This is a genomic window from Flagellimonas aequoris (genome assembly GCF_003584165.1).
Taxonomy (GTDB): domain Bacteria; phylum Bacteroidota; class Bacteroidia; order Flavobacteriales; family Flavobacteriaceae; genus Flagellimonas; species Flagellimonas aequoris.
The window spans coordinates 126,736-146,687 of record NZ_QXFJ01000030.1 but is presented as its reverse complement, the minus strand read 5'-3'; the positions used below and the strand labels follow the sequence as shown (position 1 = coordinate 146,687).

The following is a 19,952-nucleotide window of genomic DNA, read 5'->3' as shown; positions in this document are numbered from 1 at the left end:
CCTAAACAACAACCAAGCACAAATCAACCCAATCCATGCTTCTTCTTTAACACCCAAATGGAGTGAAAACCTTTATAATCCTGCTATTTGAGCCTCCATTAAAGGGCCAAGTTCGTATACTGACCCCATGAGTTCTTTTTTTAGAGTCTCCACCTGCTGCCTCTTACCATTGGCCTTGTATATTTCAGCCGCACGGTAAAGGATTGCCGGCTCGAAGGTTTCATTGGCGATGTGTCCTTCAACCATTTCAAGGGCCTTTTCCTTTTCTCCTTTTTTCAGAAGACTGTAGGCCAACCATCCATAAGATTCGGGCGTAGGTCGGTTCTTCACCTCCCTTTTGGCCAAAGCCAACGCCCTTTCATTAAAATCAAGATTCAAGTAGAAGTCTACGTTATACGCATTGTACATATCCCCGTATTTCTTGTTCCGAACAAGCTTATAAAAATCATCCAGGGCCTGCACATGCAACATATCGTTACCTAAAAACGAAGCCACTTCTGCCTTTAGCAGATAATATTCGGGTGATTTATTTTTGTTGATGATGGAGTCCAGTATCCGCAAGGCCTCCTTTCCATTTCGCTCGTAAGAATATACAATCCAGGCAATCCCCTTTTTGGCATGTGCACTATAGGGGTCAAGCTCCAAGGTTTTCAGATACAGCCCATAGGATTCCTCGATACGGCCAGCATGTCCATAGAAATCTGCAAGATTGGAATAGGACCATAACAACAGACTTCGGTTTTTTGATGATTCTGCCTTCTCCTTTGCCTTTTCCATGAACCGTATAGCCGTTTCCAAATCACCTTTGTGATCGTTCCACTTGGCCACACGTATCAAATAGCCAAAATCGGACATGTTCTGAATACTATCCAGATACTGTTTGGCAACATCATAATTGCCCAGCTCCATCTGAACATCGAACAACAGCCCTTGTGTTGCATTCACCCCGCTTCCAAATTTTCGGGCCTTGTATGCCAGATCAAGTGCTTCCCTGAACCTATGTTGTGAAATGTAGTTACGCGCCAGTGCCCTTAGGTAACCGGCTTTTCCGACAGCGGCAATTTCTACGGCCTTTTTGAGGGATTGCTCCGCTTTTTTGAGGTAAATGATATCTCCTGTTCCTTTAAAAAAGCGGTTGTATTCCCCAGAAACATTGATTAGGCTCAATACCTGCATGCTGTCTGGTTTGATCTTATTGTCCCAAAGCTCAAAATATTTTGAGGTGGTCTCCATGGCTCCTTGATCCAAGAATTGATCGTAATCCTGTCTGTTGGTCTTGAATTCAGTTTCCTGTTCACATGAGACCATATGACATGAAATCAATATCAAAACCATAATTTTTAAAGATGTATTTTTCATTGTGTTGTTGTTTTTAATAAAAGGGAGAGGAAAATAGCTCCTCCCCCTTCTTCCCTTTCATAGCAATTACTCGGGAGCTCCCAAATAGGGGAATGTTGTTGAAATATCTGCAGTCAAGGAAACACCGTCGGATGTCAACCTAGGTAGGTCCGCCACACCGTCATCATCCAAATCTTGTCCACTGAAGCGATCACCTTCCATACCTCCAAAGAACAATATCAGGGACACATCAATAATGTCGTCGCTGGGGCGCCTGCCCGTCAAGGCAACTTCGTCACCATCCGGCACCAGAATACGTCCATCATTATCGAAATCCGTTCCAGGATCAAAATATGTTGTGGGCAGATCGGGAGCCACTTCCAACACATCGGCAGACAATACAGTCGTCAGTGTGGCCGCATCCAGACCTAATATGTTGTTTTCATAGTTCACATCTGCAGGATCCAGCCCCAACTTCAAGGCATACACATCATGATATTGCTCTAACCGAGCCTGAAAACCCGCTTGGAACATAGCGGTCATTTCAGAGGGAATGGTCATATTATGCGCATCTTTGATACTGGGTTGGCCATCCATATCATAACTTAAGGTCGTATTGATCCCTGGGCGTCCCAAGTGATCTTCTTGGGAATAGGTTCCCGAAAAATCCACGGACATCATATCGTCATCCATCATGTCATCGTACATGTATGGGGAATTATCATCGTCATTGCAGCCTACCAAGGTTGCAATCAAGAATACGGAGGTAAAATATCTTAGTTTCATACTTTTCATGATTTTATTGTTTTCTGTTTGTTGTTACCCAAGTCTTGTAAACGGAAAGTCCCAAGGCATTGGTGGCTGTGGGTGTTCCCAGCATACCGTTCGGGATTTCCACTACAATGGACATGGTATTGGCCCCATCAAAGGTGTCTATAGCCTCTCCTGCAGGTAAAAATCCGCCAGGAGCTGAATCCAGTTCCGGTGAGATTACCGCATTGAACTGAAAGAAATCGAAGAAGAATGGATCCTGTCTGGGTCCCGCAAAAAGAGATACACCGGCATCCGTGGTCTCCACGATAGCCATAGAACTTGAAATCTCAACATCTCCCAAAGGGGTATCGGTGTATACCATACTGGTCAACCCTGTTTGCTCGGGTGCCGTTGGCCCGAAGAAATACATCCTACCATTACGTGCAATGGCCTGAATTACTTGATCCTCTATAAGGTCGCCATCCAAATCTATATTGATTTCTGTCAATACATCCTCATCAAAGGTTCCATAGGCCAGATCGGGCAATACATTGGATTGCAGGTCGACCACAAAAACGGTATTGTCGGAGCCCTCAGAAGGTTCAAAAGCATAAAAATCTGCGATATCGGCCGAGGTACCGGCAGATGATGGGGCGTCGATATGGTCAGCCGCAACCAAGGTTACAAGTAGGGCGGCCATTCCCGAAAGACCCAAAGCATATTTAATTGATTGTTTCATAATGATGTAAGTTTTAATGTTTCATACACCCCTACCTACGGAACCTTTTTTGGGGTGGTTTGGTTTTTTATGTTAAAAAAATCTTAACCTAATTTTCATGGCTACATATGGATTTCATCCTAAGAATGTCCCATATTTTGTTTTACTTTGACTTGCAAACATGGATCAATGAACCCTTCTGCCTCTGGTTGGATCAACAAGTTTGGTCACCTAGTCGACAATGAGTCCTTACCTTATCCGGACTTTGATAGCTTGTACAAAGACCTAAAAGAACATGGGTTCATTTATGGGGTGCATTTGAGTATTCCCTCCTTTATTGAGGTGGAACACACCCTTAGTGAAGATGAAATTGCCAAGATCAATCTTCTTACCGCCCTATACTTTACTTATACCTTTGAAAAGGGAAAAACCGACTTCACCCATTTTGTGGATACCGTTTTTGCCTACTATCAGTCTTTGGATGTTGGTAGGATTTCGTTTCTCAATAAGATTTTGACCGGTTCCAAAACCGAGTCCCAATTGGAAAAATTAATTGATTCCAGAATCTATCTCAGTGGCAATACCTTCAATCGAGCTTTTGGTAACAGTTTGACCAATTCATTGCTTTATGTGGATGTGCTCATCTTCATAATCTACCTGAGAGGGGAAATTGACATGAAACAGCATGCCCAACTTTTGGAGTATGTTACGATCAACATTGCCTACCATGCTCTCAACTCCAAAGAGGAACATGAAAACGATGCAAAGCTTATCCAATTATTGGGATCATCATTAAGTTTTGTGGACCTGGATAAGGCAAAATTTGACGGTTCCTATCTGGACCTTTTGGACCAAAATTTCAACGCTTTTGAAAAGGATTATTTTTTGGATATGGCCTGCCTTACCATATGGGAAGACAAGTCTCTAGACTTTACCGAATCGGACTATATTTTTGGTCTTGGAAAGGACCTTGGAAAGGCCGAAAATGAGGTGCGAATCGAGCTCGATTTTGTCATGGATTTCTTTGAAAAAAATCGGGAAAAAATTGCCTATCTGAACGATAAAAATTTGGCCGTTCAATTCTACGAAGGCATGTCCAAAAACGTAAGTAAATTAATTCTGAGAAACAGCAAACGACTCAAAAAAGAGCTTGCCGAAAGTAGGGAATTGGTCACCCTTTTATCGAAGTCCACCGTGAAAGATTTGAGTGCCGAAGAGAAGAAAAAAGTACAGAACCAACTGCTCGATATTTTTAAAAGCATTCCCTCCCTGGCCATTTTTATGCTCCCTGGAGGAGCCGTTCTACTACCCATTTTCATCAAGCTGATACCCAAGTTACTCCCATCAGCTTTTGATGACAACAGAATAGAGGAAAACTAGTTTTTTTACCTAAAAAAGTCACTATAAGAAAAATTTATAGTGACTTTTTGAAATATTTATTTAATCTGATTTTCAGCTTATTGAAATATTTTATTCCAACCATAACTTAAAATCCTTAACGCGCTCCCTGCTTACGATGATTTCCTGCTCATTAAAGCGATTTAGCTTAATTTGAAGCCTTGAATTGGTGTACGAAATGATGTCTCCTATATGGTTGACGTTCACATAAAATTTTCGACTCACCCTAAAAAACATTTCTGGGGAAAGCTCCTCCTCCAATTGCTCGAGTGTCGTGTCCAACAAATAATTCCTGCCATCCGAAGTGGCCGCATAGGTACCTTTGTTCTCGCTATAAAAACACTCCACATCATCAGCATTGATGATCTTTAAATGTTGCCCTACCCTTACCGTAAATCGTTTTTTGTATTCCCGCTCCAAAGGGTTTACCAAAAGCTTTTTTATGTCGTTGAAATCGACCGATATTTTTTGGCTTTCCGGTTTAAAATTTCGGTACTTTTTTACAGCACTTTCAAGCTCCTCATCATCGATGGGTTTAAGGAGGTAATCGATGCTGTTCAACTTGAAAGCTTGGAGGGCATATTCATCATAAGCAGTGGTGAAAATAATGGCACTTTTCACTTCGACCAAATCAAAGATTTCGAACGAAAGTCCGTCCGATAATTGGATGTCCAAAAATATAAGATCGGGGTGCGGATTGTTCTGGAACCACTCAATGGATTCGTCCACCGAATGGAGCATGGTAGAAACCTCGATATCCTGTTCGGCCAATAATCTAGACAACCGTCTCGCAGCCGGTTTTTCATCTTCGATGATGATCACATTCATATGCTATAGTTTATTTTTTTCTGGTATAGGATCCATCTTTGTCCTTTCTCAGATATGCCTCGATTTTTCTTTTTTCCCATTTTTTGATCAACGGTCGACCAAATACCACAAGTCCCTGAATCAATATCACCGTTCCCCAAATGAGGATAACCGCAATAAAGTTCCAATCCAACCAGGCCACGAAATTGGGGTTGACCTCGAGGTTCTTTTCGATCATCACTTCCAATATAGTTCCCTTGGAAGCCAAGATCAGGACACTGACAAGAATGAACAAGGTCAAGTGGACATAAAACCCCTTTATGGCCCCTACCCGTCTCCTTGCAGTTTCATATGTGGTGATAGGACTCATCCTTGATGATCATTTAAATTTACCCATTTCCTCATCCTCTCGCTCTATGTATTTTTGAATCTGGCGTTCTTCCCATTTTTGAAGGAAGGGTATTTTATATCGAAAGGTGTACAGTGCGTGTACGGCCAATATCAGCCCCCAAATAAATACATTGCTGTTTACCCAGTCAAAATAGTAATGCTCTGTTGGAAATCCCTCAGGCATGAAAGGGTTAAGTAGGCCACTTTTCAGTAGATACAATATCCCATTGAACAAAACAAAGATTTTTATGTGTCTGTAGAAGCCTTTCAACTCCTTAACCCGCTTGGCAGCCCTTTCGTATTTATCATCTAAATTTTCCACAGTTCGAGTTTATAGATATTTATCGGTGTCGTTCTTGTCTTTGTCGATGTACTTTTGGATCTGCCGTTCTTCCCAATCCTTTCCCAAGAACGGGTTGATCCCAAATACTTTTATGCCATGGAAGGCCAATCCCAATCCCCATGCAAATAAAGTTACAAAATGGGGCCATTGCCAGAAATTGTCGGTCCGTAAGAAGATATTCACCAAGATAAAGGTGTTGATCACCACATAAATGCTCATATGTATGTAAAAACCTTTTAGCTCATCGACCCTTTTCTTGGCCCTTTTGTATTTGTCGTTGTCAAAATTTTCCATGATCATTTCCATTTATCGTTTGTTTCTTCTTCCTTCATAAATTCTTCGATCTTACGCCTTTCCCATTGTTTTCCAAAGAATGGGTTAAGGTCGAAGACGCGGATGGCGTGGAAAATAAGTCCTATTCCCCATCCAAAGGCTGCCCACAGGAACCACATGTAGCCGAAGCCGTTACTGTAGTAGTTGATCAAAGCCAAAGCGGAAATGACAAGGACATAGGAAGTCAGGTTACCATAAAACTTCTTAAGCTCATCCACCCTCTCCTTGGCGCGAATGTATTTACTTTCTTTATTTGAATTTTCCATGATGTTGTTTGTTGATTGGATGTAATTGTTAAATATACTGATTGTTAAAATTCTTCCTTGTTCATGAATTCCCTTATTTTTCGCTCTTCCCAGTCTTTCCCAAATATCGGGTTACGGCCGTTAGCGGTCATCCACAAGCTTACAAGCCCCATCCCCCATCCCACTGTTGGAAAAATGGCCCACGGGAAACTGGTGGTGTGGTAGTTGATGTAGACCAACACGGGAATCACGATGCAATAGGCCACCAAACTATTGTAAAAGGCCTTAAGATGGCACACCCTTTTTTTGGCCCTTTTATAACTGTCTTGTTGTACATTTTCCATAACTGATTGATTTTGAAATTAACTCTAGTCCAAAATTCGATAGAAAGCAGCACCTATGAAAAAGTAGATTCTCGAACTGTTGATTTTAGGGGATGAGTTGTATGGGAGGAAGGATAATGGGCAAGGGTTTAGGTTTTTTGGGTAAAAGGTGAAGGGTGAAGGGTGAAGTGTCAAAGGTGAAAGATTGATGATTGATGATTAATAGTTGATAGTTGAAATCAAAAATCATCCTTTTCCATGAGTTCCCGAATCTTACGTTCTTGCCAACGCTTGCCCCACAGCGGATTATACCCAAAGGCCTCCATACCGTGCGCCAACACTCCAAACCCCCAGCCGATGGTAGGGAAAAAAGCCCAAAGAAAATCCGTGGTCCGTAAATTGATCCACCATAAGAAGGGAATCACGATACAATAGGATATCAAGTTTCCATAAAAGTCCCTGATGGCCTTTACGCGCTCTTTGGCCTTGGCATATCTCTTTTCCTCAATATAGCTCTGCTGGGTCTCTACCACCGAATATCTTTGGGTGAGCATGGGCAGCGAAACACTGAAATCCGAATTGGTTTTGTTGATGATCACTCCACGATCCGTTAATATCTGGTATCGCTGTCTGATGTTCTGCAACCCTACACCACTACTTTTCTTGACCACCTGTTTTTCCTGTAGATTATTGCTTACCACCAACATGCCTCCCTGCTCAAATACTTTAATATGAAGGGGCTTTGAACTGGTGACCACATTATGCTTCACTGCATTCTCGAGCAGAAGCTGTAAGGAAAGTGGAACTATCTTGGCATCGGGCTGGGTGCATTTCTCAGGGATATCAAAAATGATACTGTCCTCAAAACGCATCTTCAATAAACGGACATACGTGCGGGCAAAGTTGAGCTCTTCATCCACCGTGACCAAGTCCTTGTTCTTCTGTTCCAGCACGTATCGATATACCTTGGATAACGATGTGGTAAATTTTTGGGCCTGATCTGGGTCCTCTTCGATCAGACTGGTCAATACATTTAGGCTGTTAAACAGAAAATGGGGATCCAATTGGTTTTTCAGGGCATCAAATCGTGCCGAAGCCGAACCTGCGATAATCTTCTGCTCCTTTACCTGCTTTTCTTTGTAGTATTTATAGAAATAGGCCGCATAGAACAAGAGCGCAACCACCATGGATATAAAGAAGGTATTCACATAATACTGTGGTCTTTCGGACGTGAAAAAGGCTTCAAAAGACATGTTGTACATGATGACCTTCAACACCACACGCGAAAGGAAAATACCAATAATAGAAGCTATAATATTTCCCAGAATACCATAGGCAATATACTTGCGGGTGAATAATTCCTTGTCATACTTCCGCATCAGCAAAATGAAAGAGGCTGAATTACAGAGATAGATGATCATGGAGAAAATCATGCTCTCCCAAAACTCCGTCCACAATTCTTGCATGGTAAAATCCCAGCCGTTGAGGAAAAGAATAATGAGGACTACCAAAAAAATGGCAATCCCCACTAAAAACGACTTTATAAGTTCCTTTAAAAAAAGCTTCATTACGTCTTATTTACATGCTGCCAACACCTGCTCTGCCCTTTCCTTGCCCCAAGAAGGATAAAATGGCGTATCGGATTTAAAGGTAGCAAAAAGTTCCAAGGCCCTTTCCACATCCTTGCAATATGGAGCGGTATCCTTACCAAAATACCGTGCTGCACCCATGTCCCATTCCGCTTTGGAAAAAACCACACGCGGATTGTTCGGGTCCAGTTCCAAGGCCTTTTGGTACAATTGTACATTCTTTTGGGACATGGTCATGCCATAGGTGGCCCCATCAAAAGCGATCCATGCCGTATTGATCAAGGCTTCCTGTACCAAAATTTCAGGATTATCCGGTGAAATGGCCTTGGCCACATCCACGAATTCCCTAGCCTTTTCCAATTGCTTACTCAGTTTCGCTTCATCCTTTTCCCCAAAAGAAGCGACCGTGTTCACTTGGGAGGCATAATAGTACGGAATCCAATTATCGGGTTCGGCAGTGGCTATGCGTTCAAAAAGGTTGGAAGCTTCCACAATTTTCTGGTCTTTCCAAAGTTCAAAGGCCTTTTCCATCCCTTTGGTGTATTGATCCTTGGCCTGTGCTTGTACTTGGGCAACTGAGGCGCCAATAAGTAATAAAAGTGTTATCAGTTTTTTCATGACTGTTGTTTTAATGATTATTTGATGGTCCAAAATTGAACATGACTCAGCATAATCAAAACAAAGAATAACCGAACTGTTGATTTGGCAGGATGAACTGTTGCAAAGGCTAAAATTAGTGCTTCATCATTCCTAAGACGTTTCTTACAATTCACACATAAAATCATAATAAAACCTGTATTTTATCGAAAAAAGAGGTGCTCTACGCCCAGAATCTTCATTTTACCCGTAAATAGTTACACATTTTATTAAATAAAACCCCTTATTTATGAGAACGAAAATCTTTTATTTTGCATTGAGCCTTGTATTGCTTGTTTTTGTTGGATGTTCCAATGACTCTGGCAATGGTGGAAATGGCGACACCATGGGCAGATTGACACTTCAACTTACGGATGCCCCTTTTCCTTTTGATATGGTGGCCGAAGCCAACGTGACCGTTTTCAAGGTCGATGCAAGATTAGTTGACAGCGAAAATGAAGATGTGGAAGGTGATAGCGAAGAAGATGGCTATCCATTCATCACCTTAATGGAAGAAGAAGTCCCTGTTAACCTTTTGGATCTCACCAATGGTGTAACCGAAGAATTGGCAGATTTGGATGTCCCAGCAGGCACCTATGACCTGATCAGGGTGTATGTTAAAGGCGTAAATGTGGTCTTAACTGATGGACGTACTTTTGATCTTACCGTGCCAAGTGGTTCACAAACGGGCATAAAAGTCTTCTTTAAACCTGCACTGACAGTTGCCGGTGGATTGAGCAGTGATCTCTTGTTGGATTTTGATGTGAGCCGTTCCTTTGTGGCCAAAGGAAGTACCATCAAAGTGGATGGCATCACCGGATTCAATTTCAAGCCTGTGATCAAAGTTTGTAATTTGTCAACGGCAGGAACTTTGAGTGGTCTTGTTACGACGATGGACGGTGAAACACCCGTTGCCCTCGAAAATGCACAGATTTCCGTAATGAATTTGGACGAAGAGCCCATTACTTCCGGAGCTTCCGATATTGATGGGGCTTATGCCATTATGGGATTGGATGCTGGAACCTACAAAGTATATTCTTCCTTGAACGGGTATGTGAACAGTGATACCCTTGAAGTGGAAATCGTGGCCGGCAACAAAACCATACAGGATTTTGTGTTAGAGGCCGAAGCAATGGAAGAAGGTAATTAATGCTTCCCAAAATATATACATGCAGCGGGACTTAAGTCCCGCTTTTTTTATGTCCAATTTTAACCGATCTTCGTGGTTTGTATTTTAATTGTTTATTGCCACAAACCATGTACATTCCACCCTATTACGAGAACAAAGACCTTGGCGAGATCAAGAAATTCCTAAAGGACAATAGTTTTGGCGTTTTGATCAATGTGGTGGACGGTAAACCCTGGGGTACCCATATACCCCTGGAATTGGAAACAGATGCTGAAGGGAGGGATATTTTGGTCGGTCATATTGCCAAGGCCAATCCACAATCGAAATATTTAGTATCGGATAATGAGGTTTTGTGCATTTTTAATGGCCCACATGCTTATGTTTCTTCATCCTGGTACAAAGAAGAGGAAGTGCCCACCTGGAATTACATCGCCGTGCATGTGTATGGGAAATTGGAACTGTTGTCCGAGGAGGAAACCATGGCTTCCATGTACCAATTGGTGGACAGATATGAAAAGGGATCCAAAAATCCTATTTCACTAGACAACATGTCTCCCAAAACATTACGACAGGTAAAAGGGGTTGCAGGTTTTCGAATCCAAATTTCGGATATACAGGCCACTTACAAACTCTCGCAGACCCGACCCGAAGACCACCAAAAAATCATCTCCGAACTAGAGGAACGGGATGATTCGGGCAGCAAGGCCATCGCCCATAAAATGAGCGGGGAAAACCAGTAAGGATTACTCGATATCCTGAAAAATGGCGTCGGCCCAGTTGGAATATCTTGGATTTTCCACATGCATGATCCACATCTCATCCGTGTATTTGCCCTTCATCTTGGATTGATAGGCAGCATAGGCATCCTCATTTTCCTGATATTTTGCGAGATACACATAGTTTAACCCATTATCCGGATTCTTGAAATATTGCGCCTCGATACCTTGGGCCTTTAACTTGGCCATAAAGTTTTTGAGATAGGTCTCATTCTTGAATACATTGGCCACAATGTAATGTCCTTGGCCCACTCCATCCAAGTTGATGTATTTTTCAATGGGCTTGTAAGCGCCTCCATGGAAACCACCTTCATTCTTTTTGGCAACATCGATAGATTTTAATGTCTTTGCCTTTCGGGCATTATCGGCCACTGCGGACCTTTCAATGGCACCATAAATGGAATCCAGGTCTTTGCTATCCGCCAAATAAAGTTTTTGGGCCTTCTCCTCTATTTCGGGTGTTGTATTGCCCGTATGTCTTTTCACGATGCGCATGACCATTTCAAATCGTTTCTCCATATCCCTCTCTCTGTTCTTTTCCAAGGAATCCATGCGATAAACAAGTTCATTGATAACAGCATAGTTATCTTCTTGTTGGGCCTTCAACTCCTCCAATTGCGCTTCCCAAAATGCCAAATCTTCTTTATTATTGGGCCTAAGGGTAGTCTGCACATCCAATTTTCCTTTTTGAGCATCCTTTCCATCCTTATCCTGGGTATCGGCTACTTGGGTTCCATCAATAGGTTTCTTTCCTTTGTTTTCCTCTTCATCATCAACGATGAAGGTGTTTTTGGAAAGATTGGGAATAAAGGTATAGGCAATGGATATTTCATGGGTAACCCCCAAATTGGCAATACTGTTGCTCAGGTTTTTTTCAAAATTGTACCCAAAGGAAAGCCTTCTGTTCAAATTGAAACCTGCTCCTGCGGAAGCTCCGTAAAACTGGTCATACCCTCCTTGTAACCATCCCAATTTAGGGAGGTCCAAAATGATTCCCCCTCCAAAAACGGGGTCGTTGTTTCCTTCAAACCGAGCCCTTGCGAGTGGCAACAAACGGCCATCCTCAAAAATACCGTAGCCATTTTCGAATTCATAGGTGTATTGGATATGTCCCGAGAAGGTTTTGTCGTCCAAAGCCGTTAAAGATTTCCCGGACTTGATGTTGTAATCCACCAAGTTCTGGGCGAACACACCAAAATCAAACTTCCCTAGGGATAGGTTCAATCCAGGTTGAAAGGAAATGATGGAACTTTCAGTAGCATCATCCAACAACGGATCTTCTTCCAAAGTCACGGCCCTACTTGGATCGTAGCTGCTCACGTAGTAGGGAATGTTAACCCCGAAGGTAAGGCTGCTCTCTTTGCCCAATTTAATGCCATGGGAATAGTTGGCCATAACGCCCAGGTTGGAGATAACGCCTTCCTGCTGATTGTAGAGGCTAAATCCAATCCCCACCATATCGTTCAACCTACCGCTGTAGCTCAAAAAATAATTTTGACGGTTGTTATCAAATGCGGCACTTTGACTGCGGTGGAAAAGGTTCACATAGGATTTGTCTTCCCTAACAGCAGAAAAGGTAGGGTTGATCAAAAACCTGTTGAATTTCAACAAATTTTGAAAAGGAACATCATAACTCACGTAAGGATTGGTTTCCTGTGCTTTGGAGTTCAACCCCAAGAGCAAGCATACCATTAGAGGAAACAGTGCTCTTTCAACACGTCCGTGGGGTAACTTTTTGAAAAATAGAAGTAGTTTTATATCCATAGCCGATTGGATTAAGTAGGTTAAAATGCCTGTTTGGGATAGGCTGATATTTGTTGTTTGGTCTCATTAGCAAGATTTGGGACTTGTAAGAGTTTTATTACTAAATGTAATGCAATATTAAGTAAATTATCGGCCATAGGCCAATTTTTTCGTTGAACCGCACGATGATTTTATTATTTAACACATTCAGGATGTGAAAATTGAGCATCACCTCCAATTTCGGTTTAATTTTGAACTACAGATACAAATCAAAAAGTCATGCCAGCCATCATTTCCATTGCACCCTATTCCGATGCCCACAAGGATGATTTCCGAAGGTTGAACGAAGAATGGATCACCAAATATTTCAAAATGGAAGAGATGGACCATATTTCACTGAACCATCCCAAGGAATACATTCTGGATAAAGGCGGCTATATTGCCGTTGCCCTCATGGGAGAAGAGGTCGTTGGTGTTTGTGCGCTTATTCCCAGTCAGCGTAAGGAGTATGACTTTGAGTTGGCCAAAATGGGGGTGTCGCCAAAGGCCCAGGGAAAGGGCATTGGCAAGTTATTGGGACTGCATATTATAGAAAAGGCCAAATCCATGGGAGCGAAGAAATTGTTTTTGGAAAGCAACCGAATCCTGGCCCCAGCCTTGTCCCTTTACCAGAAACTCGGGTTTGTGGAAATGATCGGTGCTAGCTCACCCTATGAACGAAGCGATATACAGATGGAATTACTGCTCAACAAAGCATAAACCATTGTATACCGCTTTTTATTAAACCACGATAAATACTACTTTTCCTATATGTTTTAGGGGATTTTGCGTTTTTTATTTTTACACTTCGTTTAAAATGAGTAACTTAAAATCACACAACTAAAATAAAATACCCATGGAGACAGTCAAAAACCTGAACAAATGGGCCAACGCACATACCTATTATTCCTTGGATGTGTTCCGCATAGCCCTTGGCATTTTCCTTTTTATAAAAGGAACGGAACTGATGACCAACTATAATGAAATGGCTGAAATGGCCAGACCTTTTGAAGGCCTACCAGGAGGAATGCTCATATTGCACTACATTGCACCTGCCCATTTTGTGGGTGGATTTTTAATAGTGATCGGACTCTTGACCCGTTGGGCCACTATTGCCCAATTACCAATTTTATTTGGGGCCATCCTTACCAATTTTCTGGGTACGATGCATGTTTCCAACTTGGTTTTGGCCATCGTTGCACTTATCATCTGTCTGTTCTTCATTATTTATGGGTCGGGAAAACATTCCGTGGATTATTACCTTAAAATGCAGCAATAACTATAGATTGTCCAACTGATTGCTCTTCTTGTCCGAACTGATGGTCCAAAAGAATCCCACAAAAAAGAAACTGTCGGCCGGAGGGGTAATGGCACGTCTATTATAGACACCGTCCATATTTGGGGTATCAGCATATTGGTAGTTACTTACATTATTGAACCCCAACATATTACTGACCGAAAAATACAGGATTTTCTGTTGGTCGATCAAATAGGCCCAATTGAAACTTAGATTGTTGTAAGAACGTGTTTTCTCTGCCATAAATGCAGCGCTATTAGGGTTATTGTATGGCCTTCCCGAACCATAGGAATAGGAAAATCCCACCTGTGACCTCAGTTTATCCACCCAATACTTCGTTACTACAGATAGATTGTATTTAGAAGCAAAATTGGGTGTAGCACTTTCCCTGAAATTCGCATAGTTCCTTTCCGTATCCAAATAGGAATAGGAAACCCAATAATCCAGGTGCTCCACACTCTTGTTATCTCTCCAGAACAGGTCCAATCCACTGGCATAACCGTTGCCGGAATTTGTGTAAAGCGAGTTAAACTCTGGCATATTCGTGTTGTACTTCACAAATTGGCCATAATCTTTGTAATACGCTTCGGCACGGAACGTTTTCCCATTCCCCACATATTGGTAGTTCAAAATATAGTGGGAAGCTTTCTCAAATTGCAGATTACTGTCAAACTTTACAATATCGGAATTGGGGCGTTGGTAAAAATCCCCGTAGGCCAACGAAAACTGCCCGAACTCCCCTGGTTTATACGCCAATGCTACACGTGGGGATATGTTGAACTCATCCAAAAGGGTACTCTGCTCTCCCCTAACGCCCAACTTCAAGGCCAGTTTATTGCTCAAGAAAATATCGGATTCCATAAACCCCGCCCAAAGGTTTTCGTCGTATCCGGCATTAAAGTCGGTTCCTTCAAAATCGGTATAGCCCTGATCGTATTTTGACATGAAAACCTCTGCACCAAAATTAAGATCAAACCTACTACTGAAGTTTTTTCTGGCCTTTATTTTGATGTGCGATGACGTCTCCCTTGTATCAACTTTATCACCTTCAATACCAATGTCGTTAGTATCCCAGGCGATGCTGGCGCCACTGGTCAAGCTCCAATCATTCTGAAAATAATATTTATAGGAAGAGTTAAAGTAAAGGTTATTATTGGTCAGTTGAAAACGAACATAATCAGTATAATTGATATCTTCTTGTTCTATGTCTAAATTGGAATGGTTGAAACCGGTGTAAAGCTTGAACATACTCTTTTCCCCTTTGCTGCGGAATACCGCCTCACCCGAAAAAGATTCATACGGACTTTTCCAGTTAACACCGTTTGTGGATGGCAACAAGGCTTCGTAGGGGGCCAGATTGAGGTACGAAGTGTTCAAACTTAGGGATTGGTCTCCCCAGATTTCAGTATGGCCCAAACCGGCACCGACCGACATGATCGAAATATCGGTTTTTTCCTGATCCGGAACATCCGAGGTGTTCAATAACAATACACTGGAAAGCGCCTGTCCATACTCCGCGGAATAGCCCCCTGTACTAAAAGTGATGCCTTTAAAAAGAAATGGTGAAAACCTACCACGTGTGGGTGTATTGTTGGCGGTGGCACTGAAGGGTTGGAATACCCGAAGGCCATCAATGAATACCTGGGTCTCGTTGGCAGACCCTCCCCTAACGAACAAACGGCCGTCTTCATTGACCGTTGTGGTGCCGGGCAAGGTTTGGAGAGCCGCCACAAAATCTCCAGCTGCCCCTGCCGTGGTCACAATATCCAGTGGTTTTAAAACAGAAACCTTGGAATTATCACCTGCCTCAAAGGTTCCGGCGGTCAAGGTGACACCCGAAAGGGAATTGATGGCTTCCGCCAATTGGATCTTCAAATCCTTGAAGTAAGTTACGTCACCGATCTCGTAATGAGGCTCGTAGGATAACATGGAAATCACCAAGGTTTGGGTGCCTGTTTCCTCTGTTTCAAAAGTAAATTTACCATCCTTATCGGTAGAGGCTCCATCATAAGTGCCCTCCAAATATACATTGGCACCCTCGATGGGGACTTTCTTGTTATCGGTAACGGTTCCCGATACAATGGTCTGGGCCGATAGGAATCCTAGTGGTAAAAAAAGTACGAATGCGATAATAATGTTTTTCATGACTGTTCATTTGATTGTTGCCGCAAAATTGACCAGACCCTATTTGCCGCACCAATAGGAAATACCCAACTGTTGATTTTTTGTGATGAATTGGAACGCCAATTTTCCCATTACAGTTCAGACCCTAAAATTGACAATTCGGTAGATTGTAATTTTTAAAGAAGAGGTTGCATGCGAGATTTGTGGCAACAAAAACATCAAAAACAAACCCTATGAAAACTGTAACACTAGCATTGAGTTTTTTATTCGTAAGCCTTGTTGCCATGGCCCAGGAAAGTACCGGCACCAAGATTACCGTGACCATCGATAACATTTCCAACAACGAAGGAAAGGTATTGGCCGGCCTTCATACCGAGGATACTTTCATGAAAGGACCCGGTGTGCAAAACCAAGAAAGCAAAATTGAGAATGGGAAAGTGGTACTCACTTTTACCAACGTAGCCCCTGGCACCTATGCTATTTTGGCCCTACACGATGCCAATGAAAACAATCGAATGGATTACGAGGCCAACGGGATGCCCAAGGAAAGTTATGGCATGTCCGGGAATGATATGTCTTATGGTCCACCGAGTTTTACCGCCTCCAAGTTCGAGGTAGGGAATGAAGACCTAGAGCTCTCCATAAGATTTTAGGCTCCAAAACAACATCAATCAAAAAGAATATGCCTGCCATGTGCAGGCTTTTTTTATTGTGAAAAGTGATTTCGCTATAGATTACCCTGATGGTTTTTTATACTTTTATATCTCAAACTTATCGTTAGGATGACCATTACCCAACTTCAATACGTGCTGGCCGTTGCCGAACACAAAAACTTCACCCTTGCTGCCGAAAAGAGTTTTGTTACCCAACCCACCTTGAGCATGCAGGTGCAAAAACTGGAAGATGAACTGGGTGTGCTCATTTTTGATCGGAGCAAAAAACCCATTTCAATTACCGAGGTAGGGAAGAAAATCGTGGATCAGGCCAAAAATATCGTTGCTGAAGCGGAACGCATCAAGGATATCGTTGATCAAGACAAGGGATTTATCGGGGGCGACTATACTTTGGGCATCATCCCCACTGTAATGCCCACTTTATTACCCATGTTCCTGAACACCTTTGTCAAAAAGTATCCCAAGGTGAACCTGATCATTAAAGAGCAGTCGACAGAAAACTTGATCAAGAACATCTTGGATGGCCATTTAGATGCTGGAATTGCCGCTACCCCCTTGGAAATCGAGTTCATCAAAGAAAGACCCTTGTATTACGAGCCTTTTGTGGGTTATGTTCCAAAAAGTCATCGTTTGGCCTCGGAAACCCAATTGACCACGGATCATTTGGATGTCAATGATATTTTGCTACTTCAGGATGGGCATTGCTTTAGGGATGGGGTCATCAATCTCTGCAAGGCTTCCAAAAATATGAATGGGGAACAGTTTAAAATCGAGAGTGGGAGTTTTGAGACTTTGGTGAGCTTGGCCGATGAGGGTATGGGCATGACCCTTCTTCCGTATCTGAACACATTGCACTTGGAATCTCAAAAGAAGGAAAACCTGAAACCTTTTAAAAGTCCGTCACCAGCTCGGGAAATCAGTTTGATCTACCATAAAAGCGAACTGAAAATCCAGATTACCGAGGCACTCAGGGATGTGATTTCCAGCATTGTTCGTGGAGCAATAGCTTTTCAGGACGTGAAGATCATCAGTCCCTTGGCCAAAAATTAAAAGAGCCGCTTTTCAGCGGCTCCAGTTTTATGCTCTTAACAATACTAATGTCGGTTGTAACTCTGGTTTGTCCACAATATAAAATTGCAACCAGATTTTAAGTTCTTCGATTTCACTTGGTAATAACCTTGAAATAGCTTTCTTCAATTCCTTGGAGAAGAGTCTAACATCAAAACTGACCTTTTGTAGGATGGTTTTGGTGTAATCTAACATAGCTCTTGGCATAGAAATTTGATTAGATTGAATAATTGGTTGTTGAACTAAATTAGGCAAAAACCCAATTACATAACTTAAAACCCAGTTAAAAATTGAATAACTTCGTGTTAAATTCGATAAATAGCTAAAATGGGCTTTTTTTATTGCAGATTTTTCAAATATCTGATAATCAATTTATTCATTTCTTCAATACTGCTCATGGGTTGCTCTCCGGCCCGTCATATTGCCAAAACCAACCTTAAAAACACGGCATTCCAGAACTCATTTCACGGATTGGTGGTCATGGATGCCAAGACACAAAAAGAGCTTTTCAATGTCAACGGGGATAAGTACTTTACTCCAGCTAGCAATACTAAGATCATCACTTTTTATACGGGGATCAAACTGCTTCCAAAGCACATTCCAACCCTTACCTATAGTGTTGCCAACGACACGGTTTTTGTGAAGGGAACAGGAGATCCTTCTTGGTTGCACCCACATTTGCATGACAGTACGGCGATTACATGGCTCAAAAACCAAGAAACCATCGCCCTGTATACCAAAAACACAGAGGACCTTCGATACGGTCCGGGATGGGCATGGGAAGATTTTGATACCTATTTTTCACCGGAGAGAACGCCCATGCCACTCTATGGCAATGTGGTTACCATTTCCAATACCGATTCATTGGGCCTGAATGTTTCTCCCATTTCGTTTCTTGAGGATACTGAAATCAGGGAGCATCCTTTTAAACGGGACGAGTTTGCCAACCACTTTTACATTGATCCTACGGAGCAAGATACTTTGGAGATTCCTTATATGACCAGTGATAGTCTTACCCAACAGCTTTTGGAAACTGTCCTGGACAAGAAAATCAGCTTGGTGGATCACTTTCCAGTGGGACCAATCGAAACCCTTTACGGCATGGAAACGGATTCCATTTATAAGCAGATGCTCTTCAAAAGTGACAATTTTCTGGCCGAACAATTGCTGATGACCGCCTCTTCCATGATTTCTGATACTTTGGGCACTAAACGAGCCATTGATTATATGCTTGAGCACGACCTCAATGATTTGGAACAACCACCCAGATGGGTAGATGGTTCAGGACTCTCACGGTACAATCTGTTCACGCCCAAATCCTTTGTTCAAATCCTACATAAGCTTTACAAGGAAGTTCCTGAAGAGCGATTGTTCGCCTTATTCCCTATGTGGGGGCCGGACAGTACGGTAAAGGATTGGGAAGACCCTAGTACGGAACCTTTTTTATTCGCGAAATCAGGTTCTTTTGGTAACAACTATAATTTGAGTGGCTTCATTAGGGCCAAATCGGGCAAAGTGCTCATTTTCAGCTTCATGAATAATCATTTCAAGGTGCCATCCATCGAAATACGAAAAACCATGTATGCCGCCCTGAAGGAATTGTACGAGCGTTATTGATTCAACAACCCTTGAATTTGTGCGTATTGTAAAAGCATGATGGTCTTGGCATCCTGGATTTCACCCTTTTTCATCATATTTAGTGCTTCGGGGAATGAAAGTTCCAATACCTCAATGTTTTCCGTCTCGTCCTCGGCACCGCCCCCATCACTGATTTTCATGGATTCCTCATATTGGCCAATAAAAAAATAGAGAATCTCGGTCACCGATCCTGGCGACATATAGGCCTCAAATACTTTTTGGACCTTTTCAATTTTATATCCGGTCTCCTCTTCCACTTCCATTTTAATGGTTTCCTCAGCATTGCCCTTTTCCAATAAACCTGCGCAGGCTTCCACCATCATACCGTCTTCATTTCCGTTCAGAAAAGTAGGCATCCGAAACTGCCGGGTAAGCACCACCGAATTCTTTTGGGTATTGTACAGTAAAATGACCGCCCCATTCCCGCGATCGTAAGCTTCCCGAACCTGCTTTTCCCATACTCCATCATCCCGCAGGTATTCAAATGAAACTTTTTCAAGGGTATACCAATTGTCCGAGAGCAACTCCCGCTTCATGTTTCTGATCCTATTGTTTTCCAAAGCCTTTGTTTTAGGACTTAAAGGTAACGGA

Annotated in this window: 22 protein-coding genes; 8 read left to right on the top strand and 14 right to left on the bottom strand. The window is 42.4% G+C overall.

Annotated elements, in window-relative coordinates:
- Positions 1-72: 72 nt before the first annotated feature.
- From D2U88_RS14050 to D2U88_RS14040, 3 genes are all read right to left on the bottom strand, one after another.
- A complete protein-coding gene (locus tag D2U88_RS14050; protein ID WP_119641183.1) occupies positions 73-1,359 on the bottom strand; it encodes a tetratricopeptide repeat protein in 1,287 nt (428 codons plus the stop codon).
- Between the two features lie 66 nt (positions 1,360-1,425).
- Positions 1,426-2,124, bottom strand: coding sequence for a DUF4331 family protein (locus tag D2U88_RS14045; protein ID WP_119641822.1), 699 nt, complete (start codon positions 2,122-2,124; stop codon positions 1,426-1,428).
- Between the two features lie 13 nt (positions 2,125-2,137).
- Positions 2,138-2,830: a DUF4331 family protein gene (locus D2U88_RS14040; protein ID WP_119641182.1), complete on the bottom strand. Its 693-nt coding sequence runs from the start codon at positions 2,828-2,830 to the stop codon at positions 2,138-2,140.
- Positions 2,831-2,998: 168 nt separating this feature from the next.
- On the opposite strand from D2U88_RS14040, the gene D2U88_RS14035 reads away from it, so the two are divergent.
- On the top strand, positions 2,999-4,189 hold the full coding sequence (locus D2U88_RS14035; RefSeq protein WP_119641181.1) for an LETM1-related biofilm-associated protein: 1,191 nt from the start codon (positions 2,999-3,001) through the stop codon (positions 4,187-4,189).
- Between the two features lie 90 nt (positions 4,190-4,279).
- On the opposite strand, the gene D2U88_RS14030 is transcribed toward D2U88_RS14035, so the two are convergent.
- From D2U88_RS14030 to D2U88_RS13995, 8 genes are all read right to left on the bottom strand, one after another.
- Positions 4,280-5,035: a LytR/AlgR family response regulator transcription factor gene (locus D2U88_RS14030; protein WP_119641180.1), complete on the bottom strand. Its 756-nt coding sequence runs from the start codon at positions 5,033-5,035 to the stop codon at positions 4,280-4,282.
- A 10-nt stretch (positions 5,036-5,045) separates the two neighbouring features.
- Entirely contained in the window at positions 5,046-5,384 is a 339-nt protein-coding gene (locus D2U88_RS14025; protein WP_119641179.1) for a 2TM domain-containing protein, read from the bottom strand.
- A gap of 9 nt (positions 5,385-5,393) precedes the next feature.
- Entirely contained in the window at positions 5,394-5,726 is a 333-nt protein-coding gene (locus D2U88_RS14020; protein ID WP_119641178.1) for a 2TM domain-containing protein, read from the bottom strand.
- 9 nt (positions 5,727-5,735) lie between these two features.
- Entirely contained in the window at positions 5,736-6,041 is a 306-nt protein-coding gene (locus tag D2U88_RS14015; RefSeq protein ID WP_119641821.1) for a 2TM domain-containing protein, read from the bottom strand.
- Between the two features lie 2 nt (positions 6,042-6,043).
- A complete protein-coding gene (locus tag D2U88_RS14010) occupies positions 6,044-6,346 on the bottom strand; it encodes a 2TM domain-containing protein (RefSeq protein ID WP_119641177.1) in 303 nt (100 codons plus the stop codon).
- Positions 6,347-6,390: 44 nt separating this feature from the next.
- Positions 6,391-6,669, bottom strand: coding sequence for a 2TM domain-containing protein (locus tag D2U88_RS14005; RefSeq protein WP_119641176.1), 279 nt, complete (start codon positions 6,667-6,669; stop codon positions 6,391-6,393).
- A gap of 218 nt (positions 6,670-6,887) precedes the next feature.
- The gene (locus tag D2U88_RS14000; RefSeq protein ID WP_119641175.1) at positions 6,888-8,216 is read right to left on the bottom strand and encodes a 2TM domain-containing protein; all 1,329 of its coding nucleotides are present in this window, start codon (positions 8,214-8,216) and stop codon (positions 6,888-6,890) included.
- A gap of 6 nt (positions 8,217-8,222) precedes the next feature.
- Positions 8,223-8,855 carry a tetratricopeptide repeat protein gene (locus D2U88_RS13995; protein WP_119641174.1) on the bottom strand — a complete coding sequence of 211 codons (633 nt, stop codon included), beginning with the start codon at positions 8,853-8,855 and terminating at the stop codon, positions 8,223-8,225.
- A 268-nt stretch (positions 8,856-9,123) separates the two neighbouring features.
- On the opposite strand from D2U88_RS13995, the gene D2U88_RS13990 reads away from it, so the two are divergent.
- Both D2U88_RS13990 and D2U88_RS13985 read left to right on the top strand, forming a co-directional pair.
- On the top strand, positions 9,124-10,023 hold the full coding sequence (locus D2U88_RS13990) for a DUF4382 domain-containing protein (protein WP_119641173.1): 900 nt from the start codon (positions 9,124-9,126) through the stop codon (positions 10,021-10,023).
- A 107-nt stretch (positions 10,024-10,130) separates the two neighbouring features.
- Positions 10,131-10,742, top strand: a complete 612-nt coding sequence (locus D2U88_RS13985; protein ID WP_119641172.1) for an FMN-binding negative transcriptional regulator — start codon at positions 10,131-10,133, stop codon at positions 10,740-10,742.
- Positions 10,743-10,745: 3 nt separating this feature from the next.
- Here D2U88_RS13985 and D2U88_RS13980 read toward each other — a convergent pair whose 3' ends face one another.
- Entirely contained in the window at positions 10,746-12,542 is a 1,797-nt protein-coding gene (locus tag D2U88_RS13980; protein ID WP_119641171.1) for a PorP/SprF family type IX secretion system membrane protein, read from the bottom strand.
- Positions 12,543-12,800: 258 nt separating this feature from the next.
- Here D2U88_RS13980 and D2U88_RS13975 point away from each other — a divergent pair, with 258 nt between their 5' ends.
- Positions 12,801-13,280 carry a GNAT family N-acetyltransferase gene (locus D2U88_RS13975; protein ID WP_119641170.1) on the top strand — a complete coding sequence of 160 codons (480 nt, stop codon included), beginning with the start codon at positions 12,801-12,803 and terminating at the stop codon, positions 13,278-13,280.
- Positions 13,281-13,416: 136 nt separating this feature from the next.
- On the top strand, positions 13,417-13,839 hold the full coding sequence (locus D2U88_RS13970) for a DoxX family protein (RefSeq protein WP_119641169.1): 423 nt from the start codon (positions 13,417-13,419) through the stop codon (positions 13,837-13,839).
- Here the strand turns inward: D2U88_RS13970 and D2U88_RS13965 are convergent, their stop codons facing one another.
- Positions 13,840-16,002: a TonB-dependent receptor gene (locus D2U88_RS13965; protein ID WP_119641168.1), complete on the bottom strand. Its 2,163-nt coding sequence runs from the start codon at positions 16,000-16,002 to the stop codon at positions 13,840-13,842. It lies immediately after the preceding gene.
- Between the two features lie 212 nt (positions 16,003-16,214).
- Here D2U88_RS13965 and D2U88_RS13960 point away from each other — a divergent pair, with 212 nt between their 5' ends.
- The 3 genes from D2U88_RS13960 (at position 16,215) to D2U88_RS13945 (ending at position 19,340) form a co-directional block, all read left to right on the top strand.
- Positions 16,215-16,634: a DUF2141 domain-containing protein gene (locus tag D2U88_RS13960; RefSeq protein WP_119641167.1), complete on the top strand. Its 420-nt coding sequence runs from the start codon at positions 16,215-16,217 to the stop codon at positions 16,632-16,634.
- 129 nt (positions 16,635-16,763) lie between these two features.
- Positions 16,764-17,705 (top strand): LysR substrate-binding domain-containing protein, encoded by a 942-nt coding sequence (locus tag D2U88_RS13955; protein WP_119641166.1) that lies wholly within the window; start codon positions 16,764-16,766, stop codon positions 17,703-17,705.
- 414 nt (positions 17,706-18,119) lie between these two features.
- Complete coding sequence (locus D2U88_RS13945) at positions 18,120-19,340, top strand: D-alanyl-D-alanine carboxypeptidase (protein ID WP_235855792.1); 1,221 nt, start codon at positions 18,120-18,122, stop codon at positions 19,338-19,340.
- On the opposite strand, the gene D2U88_RS13940 is transcribed toward D2U88_RS13945, so the two are convergent.
- A complete protein-coding gene (locus D2U88_RS13940) occupies positions 19,334-19,897 on the bottom strand; it encodes an NUDIX domain-containing protein (protein WP_119641164.1) in 564 nt (187 codons plus the stop codon). The genes D2U88_RS13945 and D2U88_RS13940 overlap by 7 nt on opposite strands.
- Between the last annotated feature and the right edge of the window lie 55 nt (positions 19,898-19,952).